Below are 23,106 nucleotides of genomic sequence, written 5' to 3' on the forward strand. Positions count from 1 at the left end.
CCTCTCGTAAGGTTAGCTCTTGCCAAGCAGCTTGATCGGCCGGCCCTGGGTGATGAAGGCATAGTGCCCGGCGCCGACGCTGCCGATCATCAGGGCCTCGACCACCGGCTCCGCGATCTCGTTGGTTGCCGCCCAATCGACCACGAAATTGGCGCCGGTGCCGCCGCGGGTATCCGTGGTGGCGATGACGACCTCTATAGTCGCAAACGGTTTTAGCGCGACCGGCGATTTGAGGTAGCTCTCCACCATCTTGCCTGATGTGTCGAAATAGGCGATCCGCTTCAGCACCAGCGGCCTCGTCTGCGAGGCGTTGTGCACGCTGAGCGTCACCGAGAAATCTGCCCTGAGCTTGCCCTGGCTCATCGACACGCTGGAATAGGCCGGCACGTAGAATGCGCCGGAGACGGAGAGGTCCCCGGTCGGCATTGTGGTGAGCGAATTCGCAAAATTTTGCTCAATGCTTCCGGCGGCTTGCGCAGTCGCCCGTCCCATGTGCAACGTGAGCAGACAGGCCAGAGTCGCCAGCAAAAAGCCGCCTGCGCGGATGTGACACATTGCTTGTTTGATCCTCACGCCCAGCCCTCTAGGTTGCGGCATCGGGAAATTTTGACGCATGCACGAACTTATCCGCGATATCACGCTCTGTATCCTGTTCGCTTGGGGGCTCGGGCTGTTGGCCCATTTCTCCCGGCAGCCGCTGATCCTGGCCTACCTTATCGCCGGCTTTTTCATTGGTCCATTCGGCATGGGCTGGGTCGAGTCGCAGGAGTCGATCAGCGTCATCTCCGAGCTCGGCCTGATCTTCATGCTGTTCATGATCGGGCTGGAGATCGACCTGAAGAAGATCGTCCGCGCCGGCAAGGTGATCCTGTTCGCCGGCGCGGGCCAGCTTCTCGGCGGCTGCCTGCTCGGCATCCTGTTCTTTGCGGGAATTGGGCTCGCGATCGGCGGCGGCAGGTTCGATGCGCTCTATCTCTGCGTCGCCTGCGCGCTGTCCTCGACCGTGATCATCGTCAAGGTGCTCTACGAGAAGCGCGAGCTCGACACGCTGCCGGGCCGGATCACGCTCGGCGTGCTGGTCTTGCAGGACATCTTCGCGATCCTGTTCCTGGCGGTGCAGCCGAGCCTCGACAATCTGCAGATCGGTGTGGTGCTGCTGTCGATCGCTCGCGTCGCCGTCCTGGTCGCGACCGCGCTGGTGTTGAGCCGCTACGTGCTGCCGCGGCTGTTCCACCAGATCGCGCGCCGGCCCGAACTGGTGCTGCTCGGCGCGCTCGCCTGGTGCTTTCTGATCGGCGAGATCGCCGAACGGCTGCATCTGTCGCGCGAGATGGGCTCGCTGGTCGCCGGCGTCTCGATCTCGACCTTCCCCTATGCGCTCGACGTCACCGCGAAGGTCACGACGCTCAGGGATTTCTTCATCACCCTGTTCTTCGTCGCGCTCGGCATGACGATCCCGATTCCGGGCCTCTCGGTGATCGGGCTGGCGCTTGTCATCGCGGCATTCACCGTGGCGAGCCGTCTGGCGACGACGTTCACGCCGCTCTATCTGATGAAGCAGGGCCTGCGTGCCAGCCTGCTGCCGGCGATCAACCTGGCGCAGATCTCCGAGTTCTCGCTGGTTGTGATCCAGACCGGAACCGCCGCCAGCCACATCTCGACCGAGACCGCGAGCGCCGCCTCGTTCGCGTTCGTGGTGCTGGCGGTGCTCTCGACCTTTGCGATGGGGCGCAGCGACCAGATCGTGCGCGGCCTGATCGGTCCGTTGAAACGGATCGGGCTGCGCGACCTCGGCCACGCCCAGGAAACCGAGGGGGCGGGCGAGGGCGGCCATGGCGAGATCAGGCGCATCGTCATCCTCGGCTTTTTCCGCGCGGCGAGCGCGCTGCTCAGCCAGATCGAGCGGCAGAACCAGTCGCTGCTCGAGCAGATCAGCGTCATCGACTTCAATCCGCTGGTGTTCCGCACGTTGTCCGACCGCGGGCTGCACGTGATCTACGGCGACATCAGCAATGTCGACACGCTGGTCCATGCCGGTATCGGCAAGGCCGAGATTATCATCCTCAGCGTGCCGGATTTCCTGCTCGTTGGCGCCGACAACGAGAAGCTGGTGCGTCACGTCCGGACCCTGAACCCGACCGCGAGGATCGTCGCGACCGCCGACTTGCTGGCCGACGTCGAGGATCTCTACAAGGCCGGCGCCGACTACGTCACGGTGACCCGGATCAGCGACGCCGGTGAGCTCTATGCCGTGATCGAGGCCACCGACGCCGGCCTGCTCGACGACAAGCGCGCCGAGATGGATGCCCGGCTGGCCGATCGGCGCGAGGTCTTGCCGTAAAGCGCTCGGTTTCCTTCCGACCTCCCGCAGGGGCAACCTTTTCCTGGTATGCCTGTTCAACGCATACCGGGTTGCATAATGATACTGGCGCGGGCTTCGGAACCCGGCTAATCCACTGCCTGCACATAGCGAGATGTTGGGACAATGGCCGATACGATCCAGGAAGTGCTGCAGGCGTTTGCGGGGGGAGAACTCGTCGTCGTCACCGATGATGACGACCGTGAGGGCGAGGGCGACCTGATCGTCGCGGCGTCGTTCTGTACGGCGGAAAAGATGGCCTTCATCATCCGCCACACCTCCGGCATCGTCTGCGCGCCGATCACCACCGACGACGCGCGCCGGCTGCGGCTCGACCCGATGGTGGCGCACAACGAGTCCAGCCACACCACGGCCTTCACGGTCTCGATCGACTACAAGCCCGACGGCGGCACCGGCATCTCCGCGGAGGAGCGCGCCTCCTGCTGCCGCGCGCTCGCCAATCCCAATGCCGGCGGCAACGACTTCGCGCGGCCCGGTCACATCTTCCCGTTGATCGCCCGCGACGGCGGCGTGCTGATGCGCTCCGGCCATACCGAAGCCGCGGTCGATCTCTGCAAGCTCACCGGCCTGCCGCCGGTCGGTGTCATCAGCGAGCTGATGAATGACGATGGAACCGTGATGAAGGGCGAGCAGGTCGCGAAATTCGCCGCCGCCCACAAGCTCAAGCATGTCACGATCGCGGACCTCATCGCCTACCGCCAGGCGCGCGAGAAGCTGATCGAGCGGGTCGCGACCTTCACCACGGAAAGCCCGATCGGGCCGCTCCAGGGCTATGCCTATCGCTCGCCATTCGACGAGATCATGCATGCCGCCTTCGTCTATAATGGCATCGGCGACGGCAGGAACGTGCTGACGCGGCTGCACAAGCCCAACATCGTCAAGGACCTGTTCACGGGACAGGCGCGGATGGAAGCCGTGCTGCGGCAGTTCAAGAATGCGGGCCGTGGCGTGCTGGTGTATCTGCGCGATGGTGCAGCGGGCGTTCCGGTCGAACCGGTCGGCGAGCCGAACAGCGCGGAAGCCGATCGCAACAGGCAGTGGCGCGAGGTCGGCGTCGGCGCGCAGATCCTGCGCGATCTCGGCGTCACCTCGATCCGAAACCTGACCTCGTCGGTGCACGACTACAAGGGCCTGTCCGGCTTCGGCATCGAGATCGTGTCCAACGAGAAGCTCGAGCATTAGCACTTGTCATTCCGGGCGATGCGCATGCATCGAACTTCGGGGGCGCAATTGCGTACCCTGGTCCACGCTGCCGCGTGCCCCGGAACGACCGTGATCCCAATTCAATTGCGCTTTGCAGCATAGCGCTTTAATTTATCCACCAAATTCCGAAAGACCTATGCGAAAGGATGTTTCATGAGCGTGCGCCCCCAGGCCAAGGACAAGCCGGCTGCCGCCAGCTTCCAGTGGGATGATCCGTTCCTGCTCGACGACCAGCTCACCGAAGACGAGCGCCTGATCCGCGACACCGCGCGGGCCTATGCGCAGGACAAGCTCCTGCCACGCGTCACCAAAGCCTATCTCGAAGAGAAGACCGACCGCGAGATCTTCAACGAGATGGGCGAGCTCGGTCTGATCGGCGTCACGCTGCCGGAGGAATATGGCTGCGCCAATGCGAGCTATGTGGCCTACGGCCTCGTGGCGCGCGAGATCGAGCGCGTCGACAGCGGCTATCGTTCGATGAACTCGGTGCAGTCGTCGCTGGTGATGTATCCGATCTACGCCTATGGCGACGAAAACCAGCGCAAGAAATATCTGCCCAAGCTCGCGACCGGCGAGTGGGTCGGCTGCTTCGGCCTGACCGAGCCGGACGCCGGTTCCGATCCCGGCGGCATGAAGACCCGCGCCGAAAAGGTGCCCGACGGCTACAAGCTCAACGGCAGCAAGATGTGGATCTCGAACGCGCCGATCGCCGACGTCTTCGTGGTCTGGGCCAAGTCGGCCGCACATGGCAACCAGATCCGCGGCTTCATCCTGGAGAAGGGCATGAAGGGCCTGTCGGCGCCTAAGGTCGGCGGCAAGCTCAGCTTGCGCGCCTCGATCACCGGCGAGATCGTGCTCGACAATGTGGTGGTGCCGGAAAGCGCGCTGCTGCCCAACGTCTCCGGCCTGAAGGGGCCGTTCGGCTGTCTCAATCGCGCCCGCTATGGCATCTCCTGGGGCGCGATGGGCGCCGCCGAGGACTGCATGCACCGTGCGCGCCAGTACACGCTCGACCGCAAGCAGTTCAACCGCCCGCTCGCCGCCACCCAGCTCGTGCAGAAGAAGCTCGCCGACATGGAGACCGAGATCGCGCTCGGCCTGCAGGCCTCCTTGCGCGTCGGCCGGCTGATGGACGAAGGCAAGATGGCGCCGGAGATGATCTCGATCGTCAAGCGCAATAATTGCGGCAAGGCGCTCGACATCGCCCGCATGGCGCGCGACATGCACGGCGGCAACGGCATCCAGATCGAGTATCACGTGATGCGTCACACCGCGAACCTGGAAACCGTGAACACCTACGAGGGCACCCACGACGTCCACGCCCTGATCCTTGGCCGCGCGATCACCGGCATTCAGGCGTTCTCGTAACGGCGCTTGGGTTGTGATCCACCGGAAGTAACCACAGATGTCGTCATGGCCGGGCTCGTCCCGGCCATCCACGTCTTGGCTTGCGGAAAGGATATGGATGCCCGGGGCAGGGCCCGGGCATGACGATCGAAATGCAGGGAGGTCACCATGACCGACAACGACGACATCCCGTTCAACCGCAACTTCCCGCTCAAGCCCGGCGTGGTCGAAGAGGTTCGCCCGGGCGTGCGCCGCGTCCTCTGCAACAATCCGAGCCCGTTCACCTTCACCGGCACGGTCAGCTACATCGTAGGAAAGGGCAAGGTCGCGATCATCGATCCCGGCCCGGATGACGAGGCGCATGCGAAAGCGCTGCTCGATGCCGTCAGGGGCGAGACCGTGACGCACATCCTGGTCACCCATACCCATCGCGACCATTCGCCGAACACCCCGCGGATCAAGGCTGCGACCGGCGCGCCTGTCTATGCCGAGGGGCCGCATCGCGCCTCGCGTCCGCGCTTCGAGAGCGAGAAGCACAATCCGGAATCCGGCGCCGACCGCGATTTCCGTCCCGACGTGCAGGTGAAACACGGCGACGTCATCGAAGGCGCGGGCTTTGCGCTGGAGGCGGTCGCAACGCCAGGGCACACCGCCAATCATCTGGCGTTTGCATGGGCCGAGCGCAGCATCAATTTCGTCGGCGACCACGTGATGGGCTGGTCGACCTCGATCGTGGCGCCGCCCGACGGCTCGATGATCGACTACATGGCCTCACTGGAGCGGCTGGAGCAGCGGCCCGAGCAGCTCTACTTCTCGGGCCATGGGCCGGAGATCACCGAAGGTCCGCGCTACGTCCGCTTCCTGGCGCGGCATCGTCGGGCGCGCGAGGCGTCGATCCTGCATCGCCTCGGCAAGGGCGAGGCGGACATCCCGACGATGGTGCGTGCGATCTATATCGGGCTCGATCCGCGCCTCGCCACCGCCGCCGGCTATTCCGTGCTGGCACATCTGGAGGACCTTGTCGGACGCGGCATTGTCGTGACCGACGGCGATCCCGTGATCAGCGGAACGTATCGGCTGGCGTAAAGAGGCGAGGCCCATCCCCACGTCATTCCGGGATGGTGCGTAAGCACCAGACCTCAGGGGGCGCAATTGCGCCCCGGGGAATCTCGAGATTCCGGGTTCGTGCTGTCGCACGCCCCGGAATGACGCTGACGCGTCACTTCTTCACCGTCTTCGCCGGCGGCTTCAGTGGAGCCTGCGGCTTCTTCACCGGCTTGGAGTTGTCGTTGTCGACCGCGGTGTTGATGTCCTCGATCAGCCTGGTCACCCGCGCGGCGTTGCTGCCGAGATCGGCGTCGAAGTAACGCGAGGCCGAGCGGATATCGACGCGCGAGTCCTCGCCATCGGGCGTGACCCGGATCGAGACGTCCTCGCGGAACCCCATGATCGGGGTGCGCGCCACCGCCTCGATCCGGCCGATGCCGCGCGGCGGCTGCGGCGCGCGCTCGTCGATGACGAGCCATTTGCGGCGGTTCACCAGCCGCAGCGTCAGATCGAAGGCGCGGCTGGCCGGCACCTCGAGCTCGACGGTCTCGATATCGGGGTAGGCTTTGCGCTGCTGCTCGGCCGAATAGAGGCCGGCATAGACCGCAGGGTTGGTGCCTTCGCCGGTGCGCAAGCGCGCCAGCGCCTCGAATTTCGGCGGGTCGATCGGATCCGTGGTGACGTCGTAGATCCGCGGCAGCTTGCGATACTGATAGAGGAGGTATCCGGGGTAGGCGAGCACGGCAGCATCGATCAGCAAGGCGAGGAGGATCCGGCCCATGCCGCGGGTGCCGTTCTGCCAGATCGCAGCGAAGGCGCCGAGGCCGACCAGGATCGACAGGCCGGCGCAGCCCAGCGCGCCGAAGAAGGTCGCCAGCGCCGGCTTCACCTCCAGGAATCCGAAGCGGACGATGAGGACCGAGACCAGCACCGCGACGACGGAGAAGATGGCGAGGTTGCGTGACCAGGTGGCGAGACCGGACACGGGCTCCTGCTGGTAGGGAGCGGAAAACCTGCGCGCCATCGTCGAAAAACTCCCGGTTGAGATTCGCCGGGGCGACCAATGCCGCCGTGACTGATCCGTGTGAGACCACGGACCTGCGGCAAATTCAAGGGAATTTGGGCGATGTTCTCACCCCCATCTGGAGGGCATGGCAATCGCATAGGACATCAGCGGGCTCCGGCTGACGTCTCCTCGTCGTCATGGCGGGCATAGCCGTCCGAAGGGCGGCGTCGCTTCCGCTCGCCCATGTCTCGGCCATCCACGTCCTTCTTCACACCGGAAACTTTCTTCACACCGGAAACCAAAGATGTGGATGCCCGGGGCAAGCCCGGGCATGGCGGCTACACAACCCTACGCCGCTGCTGTCGGGAGCGTGTAGTCCTTGAACTGGTCGCGCAGCGCCGTTTTCAGGATCTTGCCGGTTGCGGTGTGCGGAATGCCGTCGACGAAAGCGACGTCGTCGGGCATCCACCATTTCGCGATCTTGCCGTCCATGTATTGCAGGATGTCCTCGCGCGTGGCGCTCTGGCCCTGCTTGAGCTGCACGATCAGGAGCGGGCGCTCATCCCATTTCGGATGATGGACGCCGATCACGGCGGCTTCCGCAACGGCCGGATGGCCGACCGCGAGGTTCTCGAGATCGATCGAGGAGATCCACTCGCCGCCGGATTTGATCACGTCCTTGGAGCGGTCGGTGATCCGCATGTAGCCGTACGGGTCGATCGTGGAGACGTCGCCGGTGTCAAAATAGCCTTCCTCGTCGAGGATGTTGCTGTCGACCCTGAAATAGGCCTTTGCGATCGCAGGTCCGGAGACCTTCAGCCGCCCGAAGGTCGTGCCGTCCCACGGCAGCTCCTTGCCGGCATCGTCGGTGATCTTCATTTGCACGCCGAACGGCGGATAACCCTGGGTCTGCAGGACGTCGAGCCGTTCCTCGCCGGTGCGCTCGGAGAATGGCGGCTTGAGCGTGGCGAGCGTGCCGAGCGGGCTCATCTCGGTCATGCCCCAGGCGTGGCGCACCTGCGTCCCCATGTCGAGGAAAGCCTGGATCATCGAGCGCGGCATCGCCGAACCGCCGCACACCACCATCTGCAGATCCGGCAGCTTGAGATTGTTGGCCGCCATGTATTGCAGCAGCATCAGCCACACCGTCGGCACGCCGGCCGTATGCGTGACCCTCTCGGTCTGCATCAGTTCGTAGACCGAGGCGCCGTCGAGCTTCGGGCCGGGCATCACGAGCTTGGTGCCCATCGAGGGGGCGGAGAAGGCGATGCCCCAGCTGTTGGCATGGAACAACGGGACCACCGGAAGCATTGTGTCTGCGGCGGAGGTGCCAAGCGCGTCCTTCGAGTTGGCCATCAACGCATGCAACACGTTGGACCGGTGCGAATACAGCACACCCTTTGGATCGCCCGTCGTGCCGGAGGTGTAGCACATCGCCGCCGCGGTGTTTTCGTCGAAGGTCTTCCACTGGAACTTGCCGTCAGATGCCGCGATCCAGTCTTCATAGGCGACCGCGTTCTTCAGCGTGGTCTGCGGCATATGCGCCTTGTCGGTCAGCACCACGTAGCGCTCGACGCTCGGCAGCTGGTCTGCGATTTTCTCCAGCACCGGAACGAAAGTGAGATCGGTGACGACGATGCGATCCTGGGCGTGGTTGACGATCCAGGCAATCTGTTCCGGAAACAGGCGCGGATTCACCGTATGGCAGATCGCGCCGATCCCCATGATGCCGTACCAGACCTCGAGATGGCGCCAGGTGTTCCAGGCGATGGTGGCGATGCGGTCGCCGAGCTTGATGCCGTTGCGTTCCAGGCTCTGCGAAACCTTCAGCGCGCGGGCATGGATCTCGGCGTAAGTGGTGCGATGAATGGGTCCTTCGACCGACCGTGTCACGACTTCCTGGGTGCCGTGATATTTCGCGGCGTGCTCAATAATCTTGTGACACAGCAAGGGCCAATCTTGCATCAAGCCAAGCATACGCAAATCCCTCCTCAATCCTCGCGCATGATCCGCCGGCATCTTGGGCGGCCGGCAGTGAAATCATGGAATTGACATGAACTTTAGCGCGGAGAAAGCAAGCCGAAAATGGGCTGATGGCGCGTTTCGTCGCGGAGGCGCGGCAATAGTTACCGCCGTTGCAGCGTTGCTCTGGCTTGGCATGCAAGCTAGTCCGGCAGAGGCCGCCCGGCATTCGGCAGGCTTTCCATGGGATGACCTGTTCCGCACCCGCCCGGCGAAGCCGCGCGCGATCAAGCGCCGCGCCGCCGTGCCATTGCCGAAGCCGCGCCCCGCCGAGGCGCCGGCTGTGGCCGAGCCTGAGCAGCCCGCTGTCGTGACGCAGCCCCCGGCTGAGACGGCGCGGCCCACGGAGCCTGCCAAGCCTGCGGAGCCCCCAAAGCCGCCGGAGCCCGCCGCACCGCAGCCCTCGGCCTGCCGGCAGGCGTTGACCGAGGAGATCGCGATCGCGCCGAGCGTCCCTGACATCCACGGGCCCGGCGGCTGCGGCGGCGAGGACCTTGTGCGGCTGGAGGCGATCGTGCTGCCGGACAAGCGGAAGGTCGCGGTAAAGCCGGCTGCGATCCTCCGCTGCAAGATGGCAACCGCGATCGCCGATTGGGTTCGCACCGACATCGCCCCGCTCGCCGAGGGCCTCGGCAGCACGGTCAGCGATCTCGATAATTTCGACTCCTTCGAGTGCCGCGGCCGCAACCGCGTGGTCGGCGCGCAACTCTCCGAGCATGGCCGCGCCAATGCGCTCGACGTGCGCGCCTTCAAGCTCGCCAACGGCAGATCGATCTCGTTGACCGACCGCACGGTGCCGCGCAGCTTGCGCGAGACCGTGTTGCATTCGGTCTGCGCCCGCTTCTCCACCGTGCTGGGTCCGGGCTCGGACTGGTACCATGAGGACCACATCCATCTCGACCTGATGGAGCGTCGCAACAACTACCGGATCTGTCAGTGGAACGTGTACGACCCGCTGCCGCAGGTCGCGCCGCTGTTGCCGGCCGCGCGCCCGGAGGATGCTCCGCCGCGCGAAGTGGCGGCAAAATCTGATGGGTCGAAGCGTGATGCGCCCGACGCTGACACGTCCAAGCGTGACACGTCAAAGGCTGACGGCAGCAAACCGGACGCAACGAAAGCAGAAGATGCGGCCGCACCCGACGCCGCCGCGGCGGCCAAGCCGCAGCCAACAAAAAAGCGCCGGCGAAGCCGGCGCCCTTGACGTCGTCCGCGATGGTCGAGCGGATCAGTAGGTCGTGTTGCCGCCGCCGCCCTGCAGCGCCATCCGCGAGTTGAACGGCGAGTCGCCATGCTTCGGCTCCAGCACCACCACGATGGTGCCGAGCTTGACGCGGTTGTAGAGGTCGATGACGTCTTCGTTGGTCATGCGGATGCAGCCCGACGAGATCGACGCGCCGATGTATTCCGGCTGATTGGTGCCGTGGATGCGGAACAGCGTGTCCTTGCCGCCCGAGTAGAGGTACATCGCGCGCGAGCCCATCGGATTATCCGGGCCCGGAGCCACATAGGTGGGAACACCGAGGCGGGAGATTTCGCCGGGGGTCGGGTGCCAGGCCGGCCATTCGGTCATGGCGCCAACCTTGGCAATGCCGGACCAAGCCATCGCCTCTTCGCCGACGGTGATGCCGTAGCGGATCGCCTTGCCGTCGTTCAGCACGTAGTAGAGGTAATGATTGTCGGAATCGACCAAGATCGAGCCGGGGGCTTCCTTGCGGTGGTACTCGACGATGGCGCGGCGGAACGGCTCGGGAACCGGCGTCTTGACGAAGGTGCTCTTCGCCAGCAGTTCCTTGTCATGCGGCTTGAAGTTCGCGGTGTTAGTTGCCTCGTAGGTTGTGGCCTGCATGCAACCAGACAGCATCAGGCCCGTGGCCAGAATTCCCAAGGTAACTTTGAGCGACATGATACAGTCCAATCGAAAATCCGCGCCCCAAAGCGCCAATAATGCGCCCCAAACGCCACGATTCCATTAAAAGCATTATTGCCGAAACCTCCCGTCAATCCCAGCGTTTAGATGCTTCTCCCGCGTTGCGGGACGCCGTCTGTGGCTTTTTTGCCGCAAGTTTTCGGGCGCCGGGCCGCCTTTCTGTGCAAATCGGCAACGGTCGGAGCGGGTGTCGCGCCGCCAGCACTCGGCCGCTACAAAAGGGGCGCCCGATTCATGTCCCAGTCATGAACCGCCAGCCAGAATCGGGCTAAGTCCACGGGTCTGCCAGCCGTTTCCCGGAGTTCCTTATGCTGTCGGTGTTCGTCCCCTCCGATGTGTCCCTCAAAAAGGCTGCCATCACTGACCTGGCGGGGCTGCCCGACAACGCGGTCTGGGTCGATCTGGTGAACCCGACCGTGGAGGAGGATCGGGCCGTCGAGAGGCTGGCCAAGATCGCGGTTCCGACGCGGGAAGACATGCAGGAGATCGAGATCTCCAGCCGTCTCTACATCGAGAGTGGCGCGCGCTACATGACCGCGACGCTGATGTGCCAGTCCGACACGGACATGCCGCGGACCACGGCCGTCACCTTCATCCTGACCGGCCATCGCCTGGTTACGGTGCGCTACGATCTGCCCAAGCCGTTCGCGCTGGTCGAGAACAAGCTGGCGCGCGCCTGCTCCCCCGGCATCACCGGCGAGCAGGTGCTGATGGAACTCCTGGACGCGGTGATCGACCGCTGCGCCGACATTCTGGAGCGCTGCGGCGCCGATATCGACCAGGTCTCGCATGACATTTTCGAACCCGAAAGCGAGCGCCATGGCCACGCCAAGCAATATTCGCAGATCCTGATCGCCATCGGCCGCAAGGGCGACCTGACCTCGAAGGTCCGTGAGAGCCTGGTCTCGATCGGCCGCCTCGTCACTTTCCTGTCCGCCGTCGTGGAAGGGGTGAAATGGTCGAAGGACATGCGCGAGCAGCTCAAGACCATGCAGCGGGACGTCGCGTCACTGACGGACCACGCCTCCTATCTTTCCAACAAGATCACCTTCGTGCTCGACGCCATGCTCGGCGTCGTCAATCTCGAGCAGAACAACATCATCAAGCTGTTCTCGGTGATGGCGGTGGTGTTGATGCCGCCGACGCTGATCGCCTCGGTCTACGGCATGAACTTCAAGGTGATGCCGGAACTCGAATGGACGCACGGCTATCCGCTGGCACTCATCGCCATGCTCGCCGCAGCGATCGTGCCGTACTGGATCTTCAAGTGGAAGAAGTGGCTGTAACGGCCTGTTTGCGGCGCGCGCCTCGCATTTTGGGATTGAGGCGGGCTGCCTTATTTCCTCTCCTAAAATTTGAGTGTTGCGCTGAACGTTTGGGCGAAACTTGTCTGCGATAACGCCAGTCTCGAAGCCGGAGGACAGCAATGGTTGAGAAAATCATAACGCCACGGCGTAACGTCATCGATTTTGCGCGCTATCAACGAGACCGCGCAGCAGGCAAGGTGCAGGCGATCTCGCCGAGGCTTTGTCGATACTGTGGCGCTGCGTTGCTGGACGGTGAAGACGAAGACGACTGCTCCAGCGCGTTGAATGACGTCGCGCTGCGGCCGCTTGAGAAGAAGCCGCGCAGGTTCTACGCGGAATAGAGGCAGAAGCCTCGGAGGCAGAAGCCTCCTTGCGTCGTTGCATCCGCAATCGAAGCAATCCCTGGAATACGGCCGCGGCGGCGGCCGGGGATCGCTTCGCCGCTCTCCCTCCCAGCAATGACGTCCCAACCCACTCTTATACGTGCTGACCACCGTTGATGTGGATCTCCGCACCGTTCACGTAAGAGCTGGTTTCCGTGCACAGCACGTAGATGATCTTGGCGACCTCGTCCGGCGTGCCCAGGCGATGCATCGGGATCTGCTGCTCGACGATCTTCTCGGTGCCCGGCGACAGGATCGCGGTGTCGATCTCGCCCGGCGCGATCGCGTTGACGCGGACGCCGACGCGGCCGAAGTCCGATGCCATCTCGCGCGTCAGCGCCGCCAGCGCTGCCTTCGACGTCGCATAGGCCGCGCCGGCAAAGGGATGCACGCGGGAGCCCGCGATCGAGGTGACGTTCACCACCGCGCCTCGCGCGTGCTTCAACTCCTCGATCAGCCCGCGCGCGATCATGATCGGTGCGAAAAAGTTGACGTGAAAAACCTGGTTCCAGGTTTCGACATCGGTATCCATGGTGCCGAGGCGTCCCCCGCCCGGAGCTTTCGGCGAGATCGCGGCATTGTTGACCAGCGCGTGGAGTTCGTCGTTCTCCAGCCGTCGCCTGATTTCGGAGATCGCGCGCACGGTGTCGTCGTGGCTGCCGAGGTCGACCTCGATATGGTCTTCCGGCCCCGCGCCCCATGGGCAAACTTCGGGAAAGGCGTGCCGCGAGCAGGTAATAACGCGCCAGCCGGCGGATGAGAACCGGATCGCGGTCGCATGGCCGATGCCACGGCTGGCGCCGGTCAGGAGCAGCGTGCGGCGGGGCGCGTTGGATGTGGGAGACATGGGGACCTTTCAGCGTTGAACGGCGTCAGTGTCCGTTGGCATCAGGGATAGAGTCGAACTTTCGACCACGCGCTGCCGGCGCCGTCGCGGCGGAATTCGATGCGGTCGTGCAGGCGGAAGGGTCGGTCATGCCAGAACTCGATGCGCAGCGGCGTGATCCGCCATCCGCTCCAGCCCGGCGGACGCGGCACCTCGCCGATCAAGTATTTCGCGCCGACCTTGGCGATCGCCTGTTCGAAGGCGAAGCGGCTCTCCAGCGGCTGCGATTGCTTGCTGGCCCACGCTCCGATCTGCGCCTGCTTCGGCCGCGTGGCGAAATAAGCATCCGCCTCCGCATCGGTCACCGGCGCGACCAACCCGCGTATGCGCACCTGCCGGCGCGGCGATTTCCAGTGAAACAGCAAAGCCGCCTTCGGATTTGCGGCCAATTCGCGGCCCTTGGCGGAGGCGATGTGGCTGTAGAAGACGAAGCCGTCGGCATCGAAGCCCTTCATCAGCACCATCCGAACGTCGGGCAGCCCGTCGGCGTCGACGGTGGCGAGCGCCATCGCGTTCGGATCATTCGGTTCGGACTTGGCGGCCTCGGTAAGCCATTCACCGAACAGCACGAACGGCTCCTCCGCCGCTGTAAAATCACCCGATGTTAACGGTGTCGGGTGTTTGATGGAGGTCGTGTCGGTCATGTCAGGGGTCCCGATTTGCTTCCGCCCGCGTCACAAAACGCGTTGCTCGCCCTATATAGGGCATGGGGGCGCATTGGCCTATCGGCGATCCGTCCCGCAGGCACGGTGGTTATACTGATTCTCATCGGTGTCGGCGCAAGCGGCTGCAGCCTGTCGCAGGTCGATGCCTTCGCGCGGATGGACGACAGGGATGTGACGGGCTCAATCCGCCCGATGCCGGTTAACGCGGTGGCGCCGACCGACAGCGACCTTGCTTTCGCCCGTAACGCCGCCTCCGATGTGCTAACCAAGGGCGACAAGGATTCCAGCCAGCCTTGGGAGAATCCGCAGACCGGTGCGCGCGGATCGGTGACGCCGCTGGCGCAGGCCTATTCGGGCGAGGACGGCCGGGTCTGCCGCGACTTCCTCGCAAGCTACGTCAACGGAACTACCGAGAGTTGGTTGCAGGGCGCTGCCTGCAAGACTGGACGAGGACGGTGGGAAATCCGTAGCATGACGCCGTGGAGAAGGTCCTGAGCGCCGTCGGTATTTTGACGTGGCGACGGCGCCGGGCTAGTTGCAAAAATGCCACTGAACCCCCAGATGAACGCAAAGTGGGCCCGGACGGGTTCCTGATTCTGGACTGATTTTCCCGTGAAGGAGACCTGACGGATGCGCGACCCCTATGAAGTCTTGGGGGTGCAGCGGAGCGCCAGCGCTGCGACGATCAAGAGCGCCTATCGCAAGCTCGCCAAGAAGCATCATCCCGACAACAACAAGGGTGATCCCAAGGCGGCCGCCCGCTTTGCCGAGATCAATGCCGCCAACGAGATCATTGGCGACGAGGACAAGCGCCGTCAGTTCGACCGCGGCGAAATCGATGCCGAAGGCAAGCCGCGCTTCCAGGGATTCCCTGGCGGCGGCGCCGGTGCCGGCGGCCGTGCCGGTCCGGGCGGTTTCGAGTACAGCTTCCGCACCGGCCCGGGCGGTGGCATGGGCGGCGGCAGCTTCGAGGACATCCTCAACAGCATGTTCGGCAACGCGACCCGTGCTGGCCGCGGCGGCCGATCGAGCCCGTTCGAATTCGACGTCGGCGGCGGGGTCGGGGTCGACCTCGACCTTTCGGTTGCCATGACCGTGTCACTGGAGGAGTCCGCCAAGGGCGGCGAGAAGCGTGTTCGGCTGCCGACGGGCCGCGAGCTCAACGTCAAGATCCCCGCAGGCGTCGCGAGCGGCCAGCAGATCCGGTTGAAGGGGCAGGGGGAGACCGCGCCCGGCCATCCGCCCGGCGACCTCCTGATCACGATCTCGATCGCGCCGCATCCGTTCTTCAAGGTCGACGGCAACGATCTCAGGATCGACCTGCCGATCACGCTCTACGAGGCCGTGCTCGGCGGCAAGGTCCGCGTGCCGACGCTCGGCAGCGCGGTTGAACTGTCGATCCCGAAGAACACCTCCAGCGGCCGCACCTTCCGCCTCAAGGGCAAGGGGCTACCCAAGGCGGGCGCGACCGGCGACCTCTACGTCACCACCCGCATCATCCTTCCCGACGGCAACGATGGCGATCTTGAGGCATTGATGCAGGCGTGGCGGGATCGACACCCCTACAATCCGCGCAGCGATCTCGGCTGACAGCCGACAGCGCTCGAGATGCGAAACTGAACTGCCCCGGACTCGTCCGGGGTAGACGGTGTGCATCGCAACCGCGTTAAAGCATGGCAGGCCGCTCCGTCCGGTTCTGCGGCGAGCAGACGGTCCGGGCAGCGCATGAAGGAGTGCGGCCTCGAGAGGGGGACCAGCGCGGTACAAAACCCCAATCGAGGCCGCGAGCGCCGATCGGCGGATCGAGCGCAGATCATCTTCGCGTGATCATCCGGTGCGATATTGAGACGCGCCAATGACACGATTCGAAATTTTCAATGTCCGAATTGGGACGTCGAATGAGGCAAGATTCATTCAACGTCGGCACGTCGTGGCTTCTTCCGTAGAATTGCGGGCTACCCGCCGCTCCTTTCCATCTGGTCGTAGACCGCCTGCGCGACCTGGGTCAGGCGGGTGCGGTCGGTGCCGCCGCTGACGACATAGGCGACGCCGCGATCGGCCCAGAACAGGGCGCCGTCATTGCCCTGCACGGCGTATCGCATCTGCGTCGCCTCGGTCTTCGCCTTCGCGGTGTAGATCGTGTAGCGCTCGCCGGAGGCGCTCTCATACATCAGGAACGACGCCGGCCCGCTCGGCCCGGGCAGCAGCCGGCCGCCGATCAGCTTCAGCCCGGCAAGCTCCGGCGCGCGGACGTCCCAGCCGCAGCGCTTGGTCAGCCATGCCTGCAGATGCGCACGCTCGCTGCCGGGCACCTCGACGGGATGGCGGACCTCGACGACGTAGAGCCGGTGTGCATCGAGGGCATCGAGCGTGAAGCTCTGGAAGGTCGACGGCGCCGCCGCCACGCCGCGCGCGACCCAGCCGAGGCCGCCGCCGGCGACGAAGGCGACGAGCGTTGCCGCAACCGCGCCATAGATCCAGCGCCGTGGCTGGCGTACCAGCCGCTCGAGTTCGAGCCGCTTCGGCACCGCCTCGTCGAGCACGGAGTCGTAGCGCGCATGCAGCGCATCCGCCATCGCACGCCACGACTGCACCCGCGCCGCTTCGTCGGGATGCGCCGCGAGCCACGCCTCGACATTGCCGCGACGTTCGGCCGGCAGCTCGTTGTCGACGTAAGCATGCAGCTCATCTTCGGTCACGGGAATCTTCGGGTCGGTCATATCAGTCGTCTCTGTCAAATCTTGATTGGAAATCGTTCACGCGCAACGCCGTCCATCATGCACAGTGTCATTTCACCCGCCTGAGCGCCGGGCGCTCGCCGTCCAGCGAGGCTCTCACATGGGCGCGGGCGCGGGCGAGCCGGGACATCACCGTGCCGATCGGTACCCCCTGGATGTCGGCGACCTCGCGGTAGCTCAGGCCTTCCAGCATCACCAGCAGCAGCACCGAGCGCTGCTCCTCCACCAGCGTCGACAGCGCGCGCTCAATATCGCGTCCCTCGGCCTCGGTCCCGCTGGCGTCGGCATTGTTGTCGAGCAGCGGCATCAGCGGCGGCCGCCGCGCCAGCGAGCGCCGGCGGTTCTTGTTCAGGTTGGTCAGGATCGTGTACAGCCAGCTCCTGATATCGCCGCCGAGGAACAGCCGCTCCGAGCGCAGCGCCCGCACCAGCGTGTCCTGCACCAGATCGTCGGCGATGTCGGCGTCACGCGCGAGCGCGCGCGCGTAGCGCCGGAGCGCCGGTATCATGGCCTCGACGCTTTGACGAAAGGCGGTCATGCATCCCTGTCTTCGATGGTTCCGGCGGCAGCCGCCTTGCGCAACATAACACCCCAATGACGTAACTATTCCGATTGCGTGGATTTGTCCGCACGGCGCGTGAGCCAAGAGCCGATTTGGGCTGTACCCGGTGTGTCGATTCCGGCTACCACGTGTTCGGCATGAAGCAGCACATCTCGCTCAGCAAGGATTAGTCATCACGCAATGCCGGTGCCGACGATCTACTATATCCGCCACGGCGAGACCTCCTGGAATGCGGAAGGCCGGCTGCAGGGCGTGCAGGACATTGCGCTGAACGAGCTCGGACGCCGGCAGGCGGCGCATGCCGGGCGCATCCTCGCCGACCTGTTCGCGCGCGACGGCCGCGACCAGGCGCAGCTCGCCTTCGTTGCAAGCCCGCTGATCCGGGCGCGAGCAACCATGGAGCTCGTGCGCGCGGAGCTCGGCGTGCCGCCGGGCGGCTATGCGCTCGACGATCGGCTGCGCGAGATCGGCTATGGCACATGGGAAGGCTCGACGCTCAAGGAAGCGCAGGCCGCCGATCCCGCGCTCTATGCCCGGCGCCTGGTCGAGAAGTGGACAGTGGCGGCACCGGGCGGTGAAAGCTATGTCGACGTGCAGGCGCGGATGACCGACTGGTACCATTCGGTGGCCTCGGACATGGTCACTGTTGCCCATGGCGGCACCGCGCGGGCGCTGATGGTGGCGCTCGGCTTCGAGACCCCGGCCAGCGCGGCGGATCTCACCGTCGAGCAGGGTGCGGTCTATGTGTTCGATGAGGCCGGCTTGCGGAAATATAGTTAAGGTAGGCGCCCACCACGCCACCCGTCGTGGCCGGGACAAGCCCGAAGGGGAGGTTTGACCCACGTGACGCGTGGCGCTACCAACGTCAGGCATCGCTTTACTTCCGGACCAACCAGATGTCCTTCAACACCTTCGGCCATATGTTCCGCGTCACGACCTTCGGTGAAAGCCATGGAGTCGCGATCGGCTGCGTGGTCGATGGCTGCCCGCCGCTGATCCCGCTTGGCGTGGAGGAGATCCAGCACGACCTCGATCGCCGCCGCCCCGGCCAGTCGCGCTTCACCACCCAGCGCCAGGAGCCGGATGCGGTGAAGATCCTGTCCGGCGTGATGGCGCACCCGGAGACCGGCGTGCAGGTGACGACGGGCACGCCGATCGCGCTGCTGATCGAGAACACCGACCAGCGTTCCAAGGATTATTCCGAGATCAAGGACAAGTTCCGCCCCGGTCACGCCGACTTCACCTATGAGGCGAAATACGGCCTACGCGACTATCGCGGCGGCGGGCGCTCTTCGGCGCGCGAGACCGCGACCCGCGTCGCGGCTGGCGCGATCGCGCGCAAGGTCCTGCCTGGCGTGAAGGTGCGCGGCGCGCTGGTGCAGATGGGCCCGCACAAGATCGACCGCGACAAGTGGGACTGGGACGAGATCGCCAAGAATCCGTTCTTCTGCCCGGACAAGGACAAGGCGGCGTTTTTCGAAAGCTATCTCGACGGCATCAGGAAGAGCGGATCCTCGATCGGTGCCGTCATTGAGGTCGTCGCCGAAGGCGTGCCGGCCGGGCTCGGCGCGCCGATCTATGCCAAGCTCGACAGCGAGCTGGCGGCCGCGATGATGACCATCAATGCGGTCAAGGGCGTCGAGATCGGCGCCGGCTTCGGTGCCGCCGAGCTCTCCGGCGAAGAGAATGCCGACGAGATGCGGACCGGCAATGACGGCACCCGGTTCCTGTCCAACAATGCCGGCGGCATCCTGGGCGGCATCTCGACCGGCCAGCCGGTGGTGGTGCGTTTCGCGGTCAAGCCGACATCCTCGATCCTGACCCCGCGCCGGACCGTGGATCGCAAGGGCGCCGACACCGACATCCTGACCAAGGGCCGCCACGATCCCTGCGTCGGCATTCGCGCGGTGCCGGTCGGCGAGGCCATGATGGCCTGCGTGCTGGCCGATCATTTTCTGCGCCATCGCGGACAGACCGGCCGCTGATTCCTGTATAGTGGCGGTCGCTACCGCGTTTTCGAGCGAAGCGGACTCCGGTTCGCGTGAAGAGAACGCGTCAAAACAAGAATCTGGAGCTTCGGTTCTGATTCAATCAGAACCGAAAAATGCTCCAGGTCGGGTGCACGCCGGGGGTGCTGCCATGAACGCGTCGGAGTTGCGGGACATCATCGCGTGGATGATCAGCGGCGCGCGCTCGGCGCCCACCCCGTCGCAGATGATGGCGGAATGCTGCGAACGCGTGGTTCGCGCAGGCTTGCCGCTGTGGCGCGTCGGCGTCTTTGTTCGCACGCTGCATCCCGAGATCGCCGGCCGCAATTTCATCTGGAAGCCCGGTGCCGAGGTCGAGGTCGGCACAGTCGATTACCAGATTTTGGAGTCGCCGGAATTTGTCGCCAGTCCACTGGCGATCGTCTTCAGACAGGGCGTTGAGGTGAGGGCGCGGGTCGGCGACCCGGCAAGTGCGCGTTTCCCGATCGTCGAGGACCTGCGCGCGGAGGGCGTCACCGACTATATCGCCCTGCCGCTCGTCTACATGGACGGCTTTGTCAATGCCTCGAGCTGGACCACCAAGCAGCCGGGTGGCTTCACCGAGAAGCAACTGAACGTGATCCGGTCGCTCACCGTTCCGCTGGCGCGTTACATCGAGATCGTCACCCTGCGCCGCACTGCCACGCTGCTGCTCGACACCTATGTCGGCAACCGCGCCGGCGAGCGCATCATGGGCGGCCAGATCAGGCGCGGCCATGCCGATACGATGGATGCCGCGATCTGGCTGTCCGATTTGCGCGGCTTCACCGCGTTGTCGGATCGCTTGCCGGCCGAGACGGTGGTCGAGATCCTCAACCTCTATTTCGATTGCCAGGTGTCCGCGATCCGCGCCCATGGCGGCGAGGTGCTGAAATTCATGGGCGACGGCCTGCTCGCGGTGTTTCCGGTCGACGAATATGTCGGCGACGAGGCGCAGGTCTGCTCGCGCGTGCTGGAGGCGGTGCGCGAATCCCGCGCCGGCGTCGCGGCGCTGCAATTCCCCAATGGCGAAGACGTCGAGCGTTTCCGCTTCGGCGTCGCCCTGCATCTTGGGCGCGTGCTCTACGGCAATATCGGCGGCGGCAACCGGCTGGACTTCACCTGCATCGGGCCCGCGGTCAATCTCGCCGCGCGGCTGGAGAGGATCGCCGGCCGGCTCGGCCGCACCGTCGTCGCCTCCGCGCGCTTCGCCGGCATTTGCGACGGCGGCTGGAGCGATCTCGGCGAGTTTCCGATTGCCGGATTCTCGAAGGCTGAACGGGTCTATGGCCTGCACGACGAGGCGCCGCGCACCGCTCACGCCTAAGGTCCGGACTCAATCAGGTCCACCAAATGATAGCGGCAGCAAGATTGACGGCCGAGAGGAAGTTTCTGGCGAGCTTGTCATAGCGGGTTGCAATGCGCCGCCAGTCCTTGAGCCTGCAAAACATGCGCTCGACGAGGTTGCGCCGCTTGTATGCGGCGCGGTCGAACGGATGGAAGCGTTTTCGGGTGGGATTGTTTGGGATGACCGGGGTTGTTCCCCGTTCGATGAGGAATTGCCGCAGTTCGTTCGCGTCATAGGCCGTGTCGGCCGCACAGCAACGCGGTGGTGGCAGAGAGCTGAGCAGGGGCAGCGCCGCGCGGATGTCACCACGCTGACCTGGCGTTACTTCGAGCGCGATGGCGCGTCCGAGACTGTCGCAGACGGCGTGGATCTTGGTGGTCCTGCCACCGCGGGAACGACCGATGGCCTGAGCCTCCGCCCCCCTTTTCCACCGGCCGCCGCACGGTGCGCCTTGGCGGTCGTGGAATCGATGGCCTGGAAGTCGTCATCGGGCGACAGGCCCCGAAGTGCTTCGAACAGATTGCGCCAGACCTCGCGCCGCGACCAGCGGTTCCAGCGATTGTAGACGGTCGTGTAAGGGCCGAACACTGCCGGGCAATCGCGCCAGCGGCAGCCGGACTTCAACACATGGATGATGCCACTGATCACGCGGCGATCATCGACTCGACGAGCGCCGGGCTGATTTTGCGGCAGCAAGGGCTCGATTGCTGCCCACTGCCGATCATTCAACCAAAACTCGCCCGCCATGATCCAAGCCCCGCAAATGCAGAGCTTGAATCATATCTCCACGTAAAATTATACATCTGATTGAGTACAAACCTTAGAGGCGGCGGGCGCAGCTCGCGCAGCCGGTGGAGCGGTGAGGGCTGCTACTCTTCCGGCTCGGTGGTGAACAGCAGCGGGTAGCCCTTGGCGCGGCCGGCGTCAGTGGCGCGTGTCGCCTTGGTCTCGGCGACGTCCCTGGTGAAGACGGCGACCACGCAGACGCCGCGCTGGTGTGCCGTCAGCATCACCTTGTAGGCTTGATCGTCGGTCATGCGGAATTCCGCCTTCAGCACGGTCACGACGAATTCGCGCGGCGTGTAGTCGTCGTTGATCAGGATGACCTTGTGCAGACGCGGCCGCTCGACCTTGGTCTTTGCCTTGGTTTTCGGCTTGACGATGGTATCGGGCATTGCCCGGCACCTCCCTCACGGTTGCAGCCCAAAGAATAATGCCTTCCGGGCTTCGTTGGAACCGGTCGATTTGCACGGGCTCATTGCGGTCACGGCACGGCGCGCGACGCCATCGTCGCCCAAATCAAGGCGAACGGGCTTAACCTGAATGTGAAGCGCGGATGATGTTCGCGCTTTGCGCCGCCTGATTTGCATGTCACGATGATGGGCACACGACGGGAGGGCAGCGATGCGCTGGTATGTCTCGATCGGAGCGGTGCTTGTCGCAGGCATGCTGGCCGGCGGCGATGTGGCCGGTGTTGCCGCACCCGGACCGGGAACACAGCCCAACGAGCGACTGGTCGAGAAGGAATCCACCCCGAGCGTCGATGTCGAGCTGATTCTTGCGGTCGACGTCTCCTATTCGATGGACTTGGAAGAGCTCGCGGTCCAGCGCGAGGGCTACGCGCAGGCGCTCGTCTCCAAGGAGTTCCTGCAGGCACTAAAGGCCGGGCCGAACGGCAAGATCGCGATCACCTATATCGAATGGGCCGCCTCCAACGATCAGAAGATCATCATCCCCTGGCGCGTGATCGACGGTCCTGAATCCGCGGATGCCGTCTCGGCCGAGATCATGAAGACGCCGGTCCGCCGGGCCTCGCGCACCTCGATCTCGGGCGCGATCTATTTCGCGGTTCCGTTGTTCGACGAGAACCCGCATCGCGGCCTGCGGCGCGTGATCGATATTTCCGGCGACGGCCCTAACAACAACGGCGCGCCGATCCAGCCCGCGCGCGACATGGCGCTGGAGAAGGGCATCGTCATCAACGGCCTGCCGATCATGGTGAAGGAGCCGTCCTACTCGACGATGGATATCGATAATCTCGACTGGTACTACGAGGACTGCGTGATCGGCGGTCCAGGCTCCTTCGTGGTGTCGATCAAGGATCGCGAGAAGTTCAAGGAGGCGATCCGCACCAAGCTCCTGCTCGAGGTCGCCGGCAACACGCCCGAGCCGCCCGTGGTGCGGGCCGCCGAGAAGGAGCCGCGCGTCAACTGCATGATCGGCGAGAAGATCTGGCAGGACAGGTGGGGACGCTGAGCGGTCACGTCGGTTACGCTTCG

23 protein-coding genes are annotated in these 23,106 nt (G+C 64.6%); 13 read left to right on the forward strand and 10 right to left on the reverse strand.

Features of this window, described 5'->3' with window-relative positions; all coding sequences use genetic code 11:
- Positions 1–12: 12 nt before the first annotated feature.
- Positions 13–492: a DUF3124 domain-containing protein gene (locus MTX23_RS10325; protein WP_280978032.1), complete on the reverse strand. Its 480-nt coding sequence runs from the start codon at positions 490–492 to the stop codon at positions 13–15.
- A gap of 121 nt (positions 493–613) precedes the next feature.
- Between MTX23_RS10325 and MTX23_RS10330 the strand changes: the two genes are divergently transcribed.
- From MTX23_RS10330 to MTX23_RS10345, 4 genes are all read left to right on the forward strand, one after another.
- Positions 614–2,341 (forward strand): cation:proton antiporter, encoded by a 1,728-nt coding sequence (locus MTX23_RS10330; RefSeq protein ID WP_280976529.1) that lies wholly within the window; start codon positions 614–616, stop codon positions 2,339–2,341.
- 144 nt (positions 2,342–2,485) lie between these two features.
- Positions 2,486–3,562, forward strand: a complete 1,077-nt coding sequence (gene ribB / locus MTX23_RS10335; RefSeq protein WP_280976530.1) for a 3,4-dihydroxy-2-butanone-4-phosphate synthase — start codon at positions 2,486–2,488, stop codon at positions 3,560–3,562.
- 174 nt (positions 3,563–3,736) lie between these two features.
- On the forward strand, positions 3,737–4,951 hold the full coding sequence (locus MTX23_RS10340; RefSeq protein WP_280976531.1) for an acyl-CoA dehydrogenase: 1,215 nt from the start codon (positions 3,737–3,739) through the stop codon (positions 4,949–4,951).
- 147 nt (positions 4,952–5,098) lie between these two features.
- Complete coding sequence (locus MTX23_RS10345) at positions 5,099–6,016, forward strand: MBL fold metallo-hydrolase (RefSeq protein ID WP_280976533.1); 918 nt, start codon at positions 5,099–5,101, stop codon at positions 6,014–6,016.
- Positions 6,017–6,149: 133 nt separating this feature from the next.
- On the opposite strand, the gene MTX23_RS10350 is transcribed toward MTX23_RS10345, so the two are convergent.
- Both MTX23_RS10350 and MTX23_RS10355 read right to left on the reverse strand, forming a co-directional pair.
- Entirely contained in the window at positions 6,150–7,001 is an 852-nt protein-coding gene (locus MTX23_RS10350; RefSeq protein ID WP_280976534.1) for a DUF1499 domain-containing protein, read from the reverse strand.
- A 330-nt stretch (positions 7,002–7,331) separates the two neighbouring features.
- Entirely contained in the window at positions 7,332–8,960 is a 1,629-nt protein-coding gene (locus tag MTX23_RS10355) for a 3-(methylthio)propionyl-CoA ligase (protein WP_280976535.1), read from the reverse strand.
- A 76-nt stretch (positions 8,961–9,036) separates the two neighbouring features.
- Between MTX23_RS10355 and MTX23_RS10360 the strand changes: the two genes are divergently transcribed.
- Positions 9,037–10,206, forward strand: a complete 1,170-nt coding sequence (locus MTX23_RS10360; RefSeq protein WP_280976536.1) for an extensin family protein — start codon at positions 9,037–9,039, stop codon at positions 10,204–10,206.
- A 24-nt stretch (positions 10,207–10,230) separates the two neighbouring features.
- Here the strand turns inward: MTX23_RS10360 and MTX23_RS10365 are convergent, their stop codons facing one another.
- Entirely contained in the window at positions 10,231–10,908 is a 678-nt protein-coding gene (locus MTX23_RS10365; protein WP_280976537.1) for a L,D-transpeptidase, read from the reverse strand.
- Between the two features lie 332 nt (positions 10,909–11,240).
- On the opposite strand from MTX23_RS10365, the gene MTX23_RS10370 reads away from it, so the two are divergent.
- Both MTX23_RS10370 and MTX23_RS10375 read left to right on the forward strand, forming a co-directional pair.
- The gene (locus tag MTX23_RS10370; protein ID WP_280976538.1) at positions 11,241–12,218 is read left to right on the forward strand and encodes a magnesium transporter CorA family protein; all 978 of its coding nucleotides are present in this window, start codon (positions 11,241–11,243) and stop codon (positions 12,216–12,218) included.
- Positions 12,219–12,358: 140 nt separating this feature from the next.
- On the forward strand, positions 12,359–12,580 hold the full coding sequence (locus MTX23_RS10375) for a hypothetical protein (protein ID WP_280976539.1): 222 nt from the start codon (positions 12,359–12,361) through the stop codon (positions 12,578–12,580).
- A 136-nt stretch (positions 12,581–12,716) separates the two neighbouring features.
- Here MTX23_RS10375 and MTX23_RS10380 read toward each other — a convergent pair whose 3' ends face one another.
- Together MTX23_RS10380 and pdxH are read right to left on the reverse strand one after the other, a co-directional pair.
- Entirely contained in the window at positions 12,717–13,469 is a 753-nt protein-coding gene (locus tag MTX23_RS10380) for an SDR family oxidoreductase (protein WP_280976541.1), read from the reverse strand.
- A gap of 41 nt (positions 13,470–13,510) precedes the next feature.
- Entirely contained in the window at positions 13,511–14,152 is a 642-nt protein-coding gene (gene pdxH / locus MTX23_RS10385; protein WP_280976542.1) for a pyridoxamine 5'-phosphate oxidase, read from the reverse strand.
- A 105-nt stretch (positions 14,153–14,257) separates the two neighbouring features.
- Between pdxH and MTX23_RS10390 the strand changes: the two genes are divergently transcribed.
- Together MTX23_RS10390 and MTX23_RS10395 are read left to right on the forward strand one after the other, a co-directional pair.
- Positions 14,258–14,668, forward strand: a complete 411-nt coding sequence (locus tag MTX23_RS10390) for an RT0821/Lpp0805 family surface protein (protein ID WP_348637551.1) — start codon at positions 14,258–14,260, stop codon at positions 14,666–14,668.
- 135 nt (positions 14,669–14,803) lie between these two features.
- On the forward strand, positions 14,804–15,763 hold the full coding sequence (locus MTX23_RS10395; protein WP_280976543.1) for a DnaJ C-terminal domain-containing protein: 960 nt from the start codon (positions 14,804–14,806) through the stop codon (positions 15,761–15,763).
- 365 nt (positions 15,764–16,128) lie between these two features.
- On the opposite strand, the gene MTX23_RS10400 is transcribed toward MTX23_RS10395, so the two are convergent.
- A complete protein-coding gene (locus tag MTX23_RS10400) occupies positions 16,129–16,893 on the reverse strand; it encodes an anti-sigma factor (RefSeq protein ID WP_280976544.1) in 765 nt (254 codons plus the stop codon).
- A 67-nt stretch (positions 16,894–16,960) separates the two neighbouring features.
- Positions 16,961–17,449 carry a sigma-70 family RNA polymerase sigma factor gene (locus MTX23_RS10405; RefSeq protein ID WP_280976545.1) on the reverse strand — a complete coding sequence of 163 codons (489 nt, stop codon included), beginning with the start codon at positions 17,447–17,449 and terminating at the stop codon, positions 16,961–16,963.
- 204 nt (positions 17,450–17,653) lie between these two features.
- Here MTX23_RS10405 and MTX23_RS10410 point away from each other — a divergent pair, with 204 nt between their 5' ends.
- From MTX23_RS10410 to MTX23_RS10420, 3 genes are all read left to right on the forward strand, one after another.
- On the forward strand, positions 17,654–18,253 hold the full coding sequence (locus tag MTX23_RS10410; protein ID WP_280976546.1) for a histidine phosphatase family protein: 600 nt from the start codon (positions 17,654–17,656) through the stop codon (positions 18,251–18,253).
- A gap of 116 nt (positions 18,254–18,369) precedes the next feature.
- Positions 18,370–19,458 carry a chorismate synthase gene (gene aroC / locus MTX23_RS10415; RefSeq protein WP_280976547.1) on the forward strand — a complete coding sequence of 363 codons (1,089 nt, stop codon included), beginning with the start codon at positions 18,370–18,372 and terminating at the stop codon, positions 19,456–19,458.
- Between the two features lie 154 nt (positions 19,459–19,612).
- A complete protein-coding gene (locus tag MTX23_RS10420; RefSeq protein ID WP_280976548.1) occupies positions 19,613–20,806 on the forward strand; it encodes an adenylate/guanylate cyclase domain-containing protein in 1,194 nt (397 codons plus the stop codon).
- Positions 20,807–20,819: 13 nt separating this feature from the next.
- Here the strand turns inward: MTX23_RS10420 and MTX23_RS10425 are convergent.
- Together MTX23_RS10425 and clpS are read right to left on the reverse strand one after the other, a co-directional pair.
- Positions 20,820–21,574, reverse strand: a protein-coding gene (locus MTX23_RS10425; RefSeq protein ID WP_280972604.1) for an IS5 family transposase whose coding sequence is annotated in 2 segments (ribosomal slippage) — positions 20,820–21,241 and positions 21,241–21,574 — 756 coding nt in all. Because the reading frame shifts where the segments join, the coding sequence is not laid out codon by codon here.
- A 122-nt stretch (positions 21,575–21,696) separates the two neighbouring features.
- Entirely contained in the window at positions 21,697–22,002 is a 306-nt protein-coding gene (gene clpS / locus MTX23_RS10430; RefSeq protein WP_280976549.1) for an ATP-dependent Clp protease adapter ClpS, read from the reverse strand.
- 229 nt (positions 22,003–22,231) lie between these two features.
- Between clpS and MTX23_RS10435 the strand changes: the two genes are divergently transcribed.
- Positions 22,232–23,083, forward strand: coding sequence for a DUF1194 domain-containing protein (locus MTX23_RS10435; RefSeq protein ID WP_280976550.1), 852 nt, complete (start codon positions 22,232–22,234; stop codon positions 23,081–23,083).
- Positions 23,084–23,106 lie beyond the last annotated feature (23 nt).

The organism is Bradyrhizobium sp. ISRA436, from assembly GCF_029910015.1.
GTDB lineage: Bacteria > Pseudomonadota > Alphaproteobacteria > Rhizobiales > Xanthobacteraceae > Bradyrhizobium.

Bases quoted from the DNA above. Each gene is read 5' to 3' on its own strand.
- MTX23_RS10350 (WP_280976534.1), bottom strand. From the start codon at position 7,001: ATGGCGCGCAGGTTTTCCGCTCCCTACCAGCAGGAGCCCGTGTCCGGT.
- MTX23_RS10325 (WP_280978032.1), bottom strand. From the start codon at position 492: ATGGGACGGGCGACTGCGCAAGCCGCCGGAAGCATTGAGCAAAATTTT.
- MTX23_RS10395 (WP_280976543.1), top strand. From the start codon at position 14,804: ATGCGCGACCCCTATGAAGTCTTGGGGGTGCAGCGGAGCGCCAGCGCT.
- MTX23_RS10405 (WP_280976545.1), bottom strand. From the start codon at position 17,449: ATGACCGCCTTTCGTCAAAGCGTCGAGGCCATGATACCGGCGCTCCGG.
- MTX23_RS10370 (WP_280976538.1), top strand. From the start codon at position 11,241: ATGCTGTCGGTGTTCGTCCCCTCCGATGTGTCCCTCAAAAAGGCTGCC.
- MTX23_RS10355 (WP_280976535.1), bottom strand. From the start codon at position 8,960: ATGCTTGGCTTGATGCAAGATTGGCCCTTGCTGTGTCACAAGATTATT.
- MTX23_RS10330 (WP_280976529.1), top strand. From the start codon at position 614: ATGCACGAACTTATCCGCGATATCACGCTCTGTATCCTGTTCGCTTGG.
- MTX23_RS10380 (WP_280976541.1), bottom strand. From the start codon at position 13,469: ATGTCTCCCACATCCAACGCGCCCCGCCGCACGCTGCTCCTGACCGGC.
- MTX23_RS10340 (WP_280976531.1), top strand. From the start codon at position 3,737: ATGAGCGTGCGCCCCCAGGCCAAGGACAAGCCGGCTGCCGCCAGCTTC.
- MTX23_RS10410 (WP_280976546.1), top strand. From the start codon at position 17,654: ATGCCGGTGCCGACGATCTACTATATCCGCCACGGCGAGACCTCCTGG.
- aroC (WP_280976547.1), top strand. From the start codon at position 18,370: ATGTCCTTCAACACCTTCGGCCATATGTTCCGCGTCACGACCTTCGGT.
- MTX23_RS10400 (WP_280976544.1), bottom strand. From the start codon at position 16,893: ATGACCGACCCGAAGATTCCCGTGACCGAAGATGAGCTGCATGCTTAC.
- pdxH (WP_280976542.1), bottom strand. From the start codon at position 14,152: ATGACCGACACGACCTCCATCAAACACCCGACACCGTTAACATCGGGT.
- MTX23_RS10365 (WP_280976537.1), bottom strand. From the start codon at position 10,908: ATGTCGCTCAAAGTTACCTTGGGAATTCTGGCCACGGGCCTGATGCTG.
- MTX23_RS10435 (WP_280976550.1), top strand. From the start codon at position 22,232: ATGCGCTGGTATGTCTCGATCGGAGCGGTGCTTGTCGCAGGCATGCTG.
- MTX23_RS10420 (WP_280976548.1), top strand. From the start codon at position 19,613: ATGAACGCGTCGGAGTTGCGGGACATCATCGCGTGGATGATCAGCGGC.
- MTX23_RS10360 (WP_280976536.1), top strand. From the start codon at position 9,037: ATGAACTTTAGCGCGGAGAAAGCAAGCCGAAAATGGGCTGATGGCGCG.
- clpS (WP_280976549.1), bottom strand. From the start codon at position 22,002: ATGCCCGATACCATCGTCAAGCCGAAAACCAAGGCAAAGACCAAGGTC.
- MTX23_RS10375 (WP_280976539.1), top strand. From the start codon at position 12,359: ATGGTTGAGAAAATCATAACGCCACGGCGTAACGTCATCGATTTTGCG.
- MTX23_RS10345 (WP_280976533.1), top strand. From the start codon at position 5,099: ATGACCGACAACGACGACATCCCGTTCAACCGCAACTTCCCGCTCAAG.
- ribB (WP_280976530.1), top strand. From the start codon at position 2,486: ATGGCCGATACGATCCAGGAAGTGCTGCAGGCGTTTGCGGGGGGAGAA.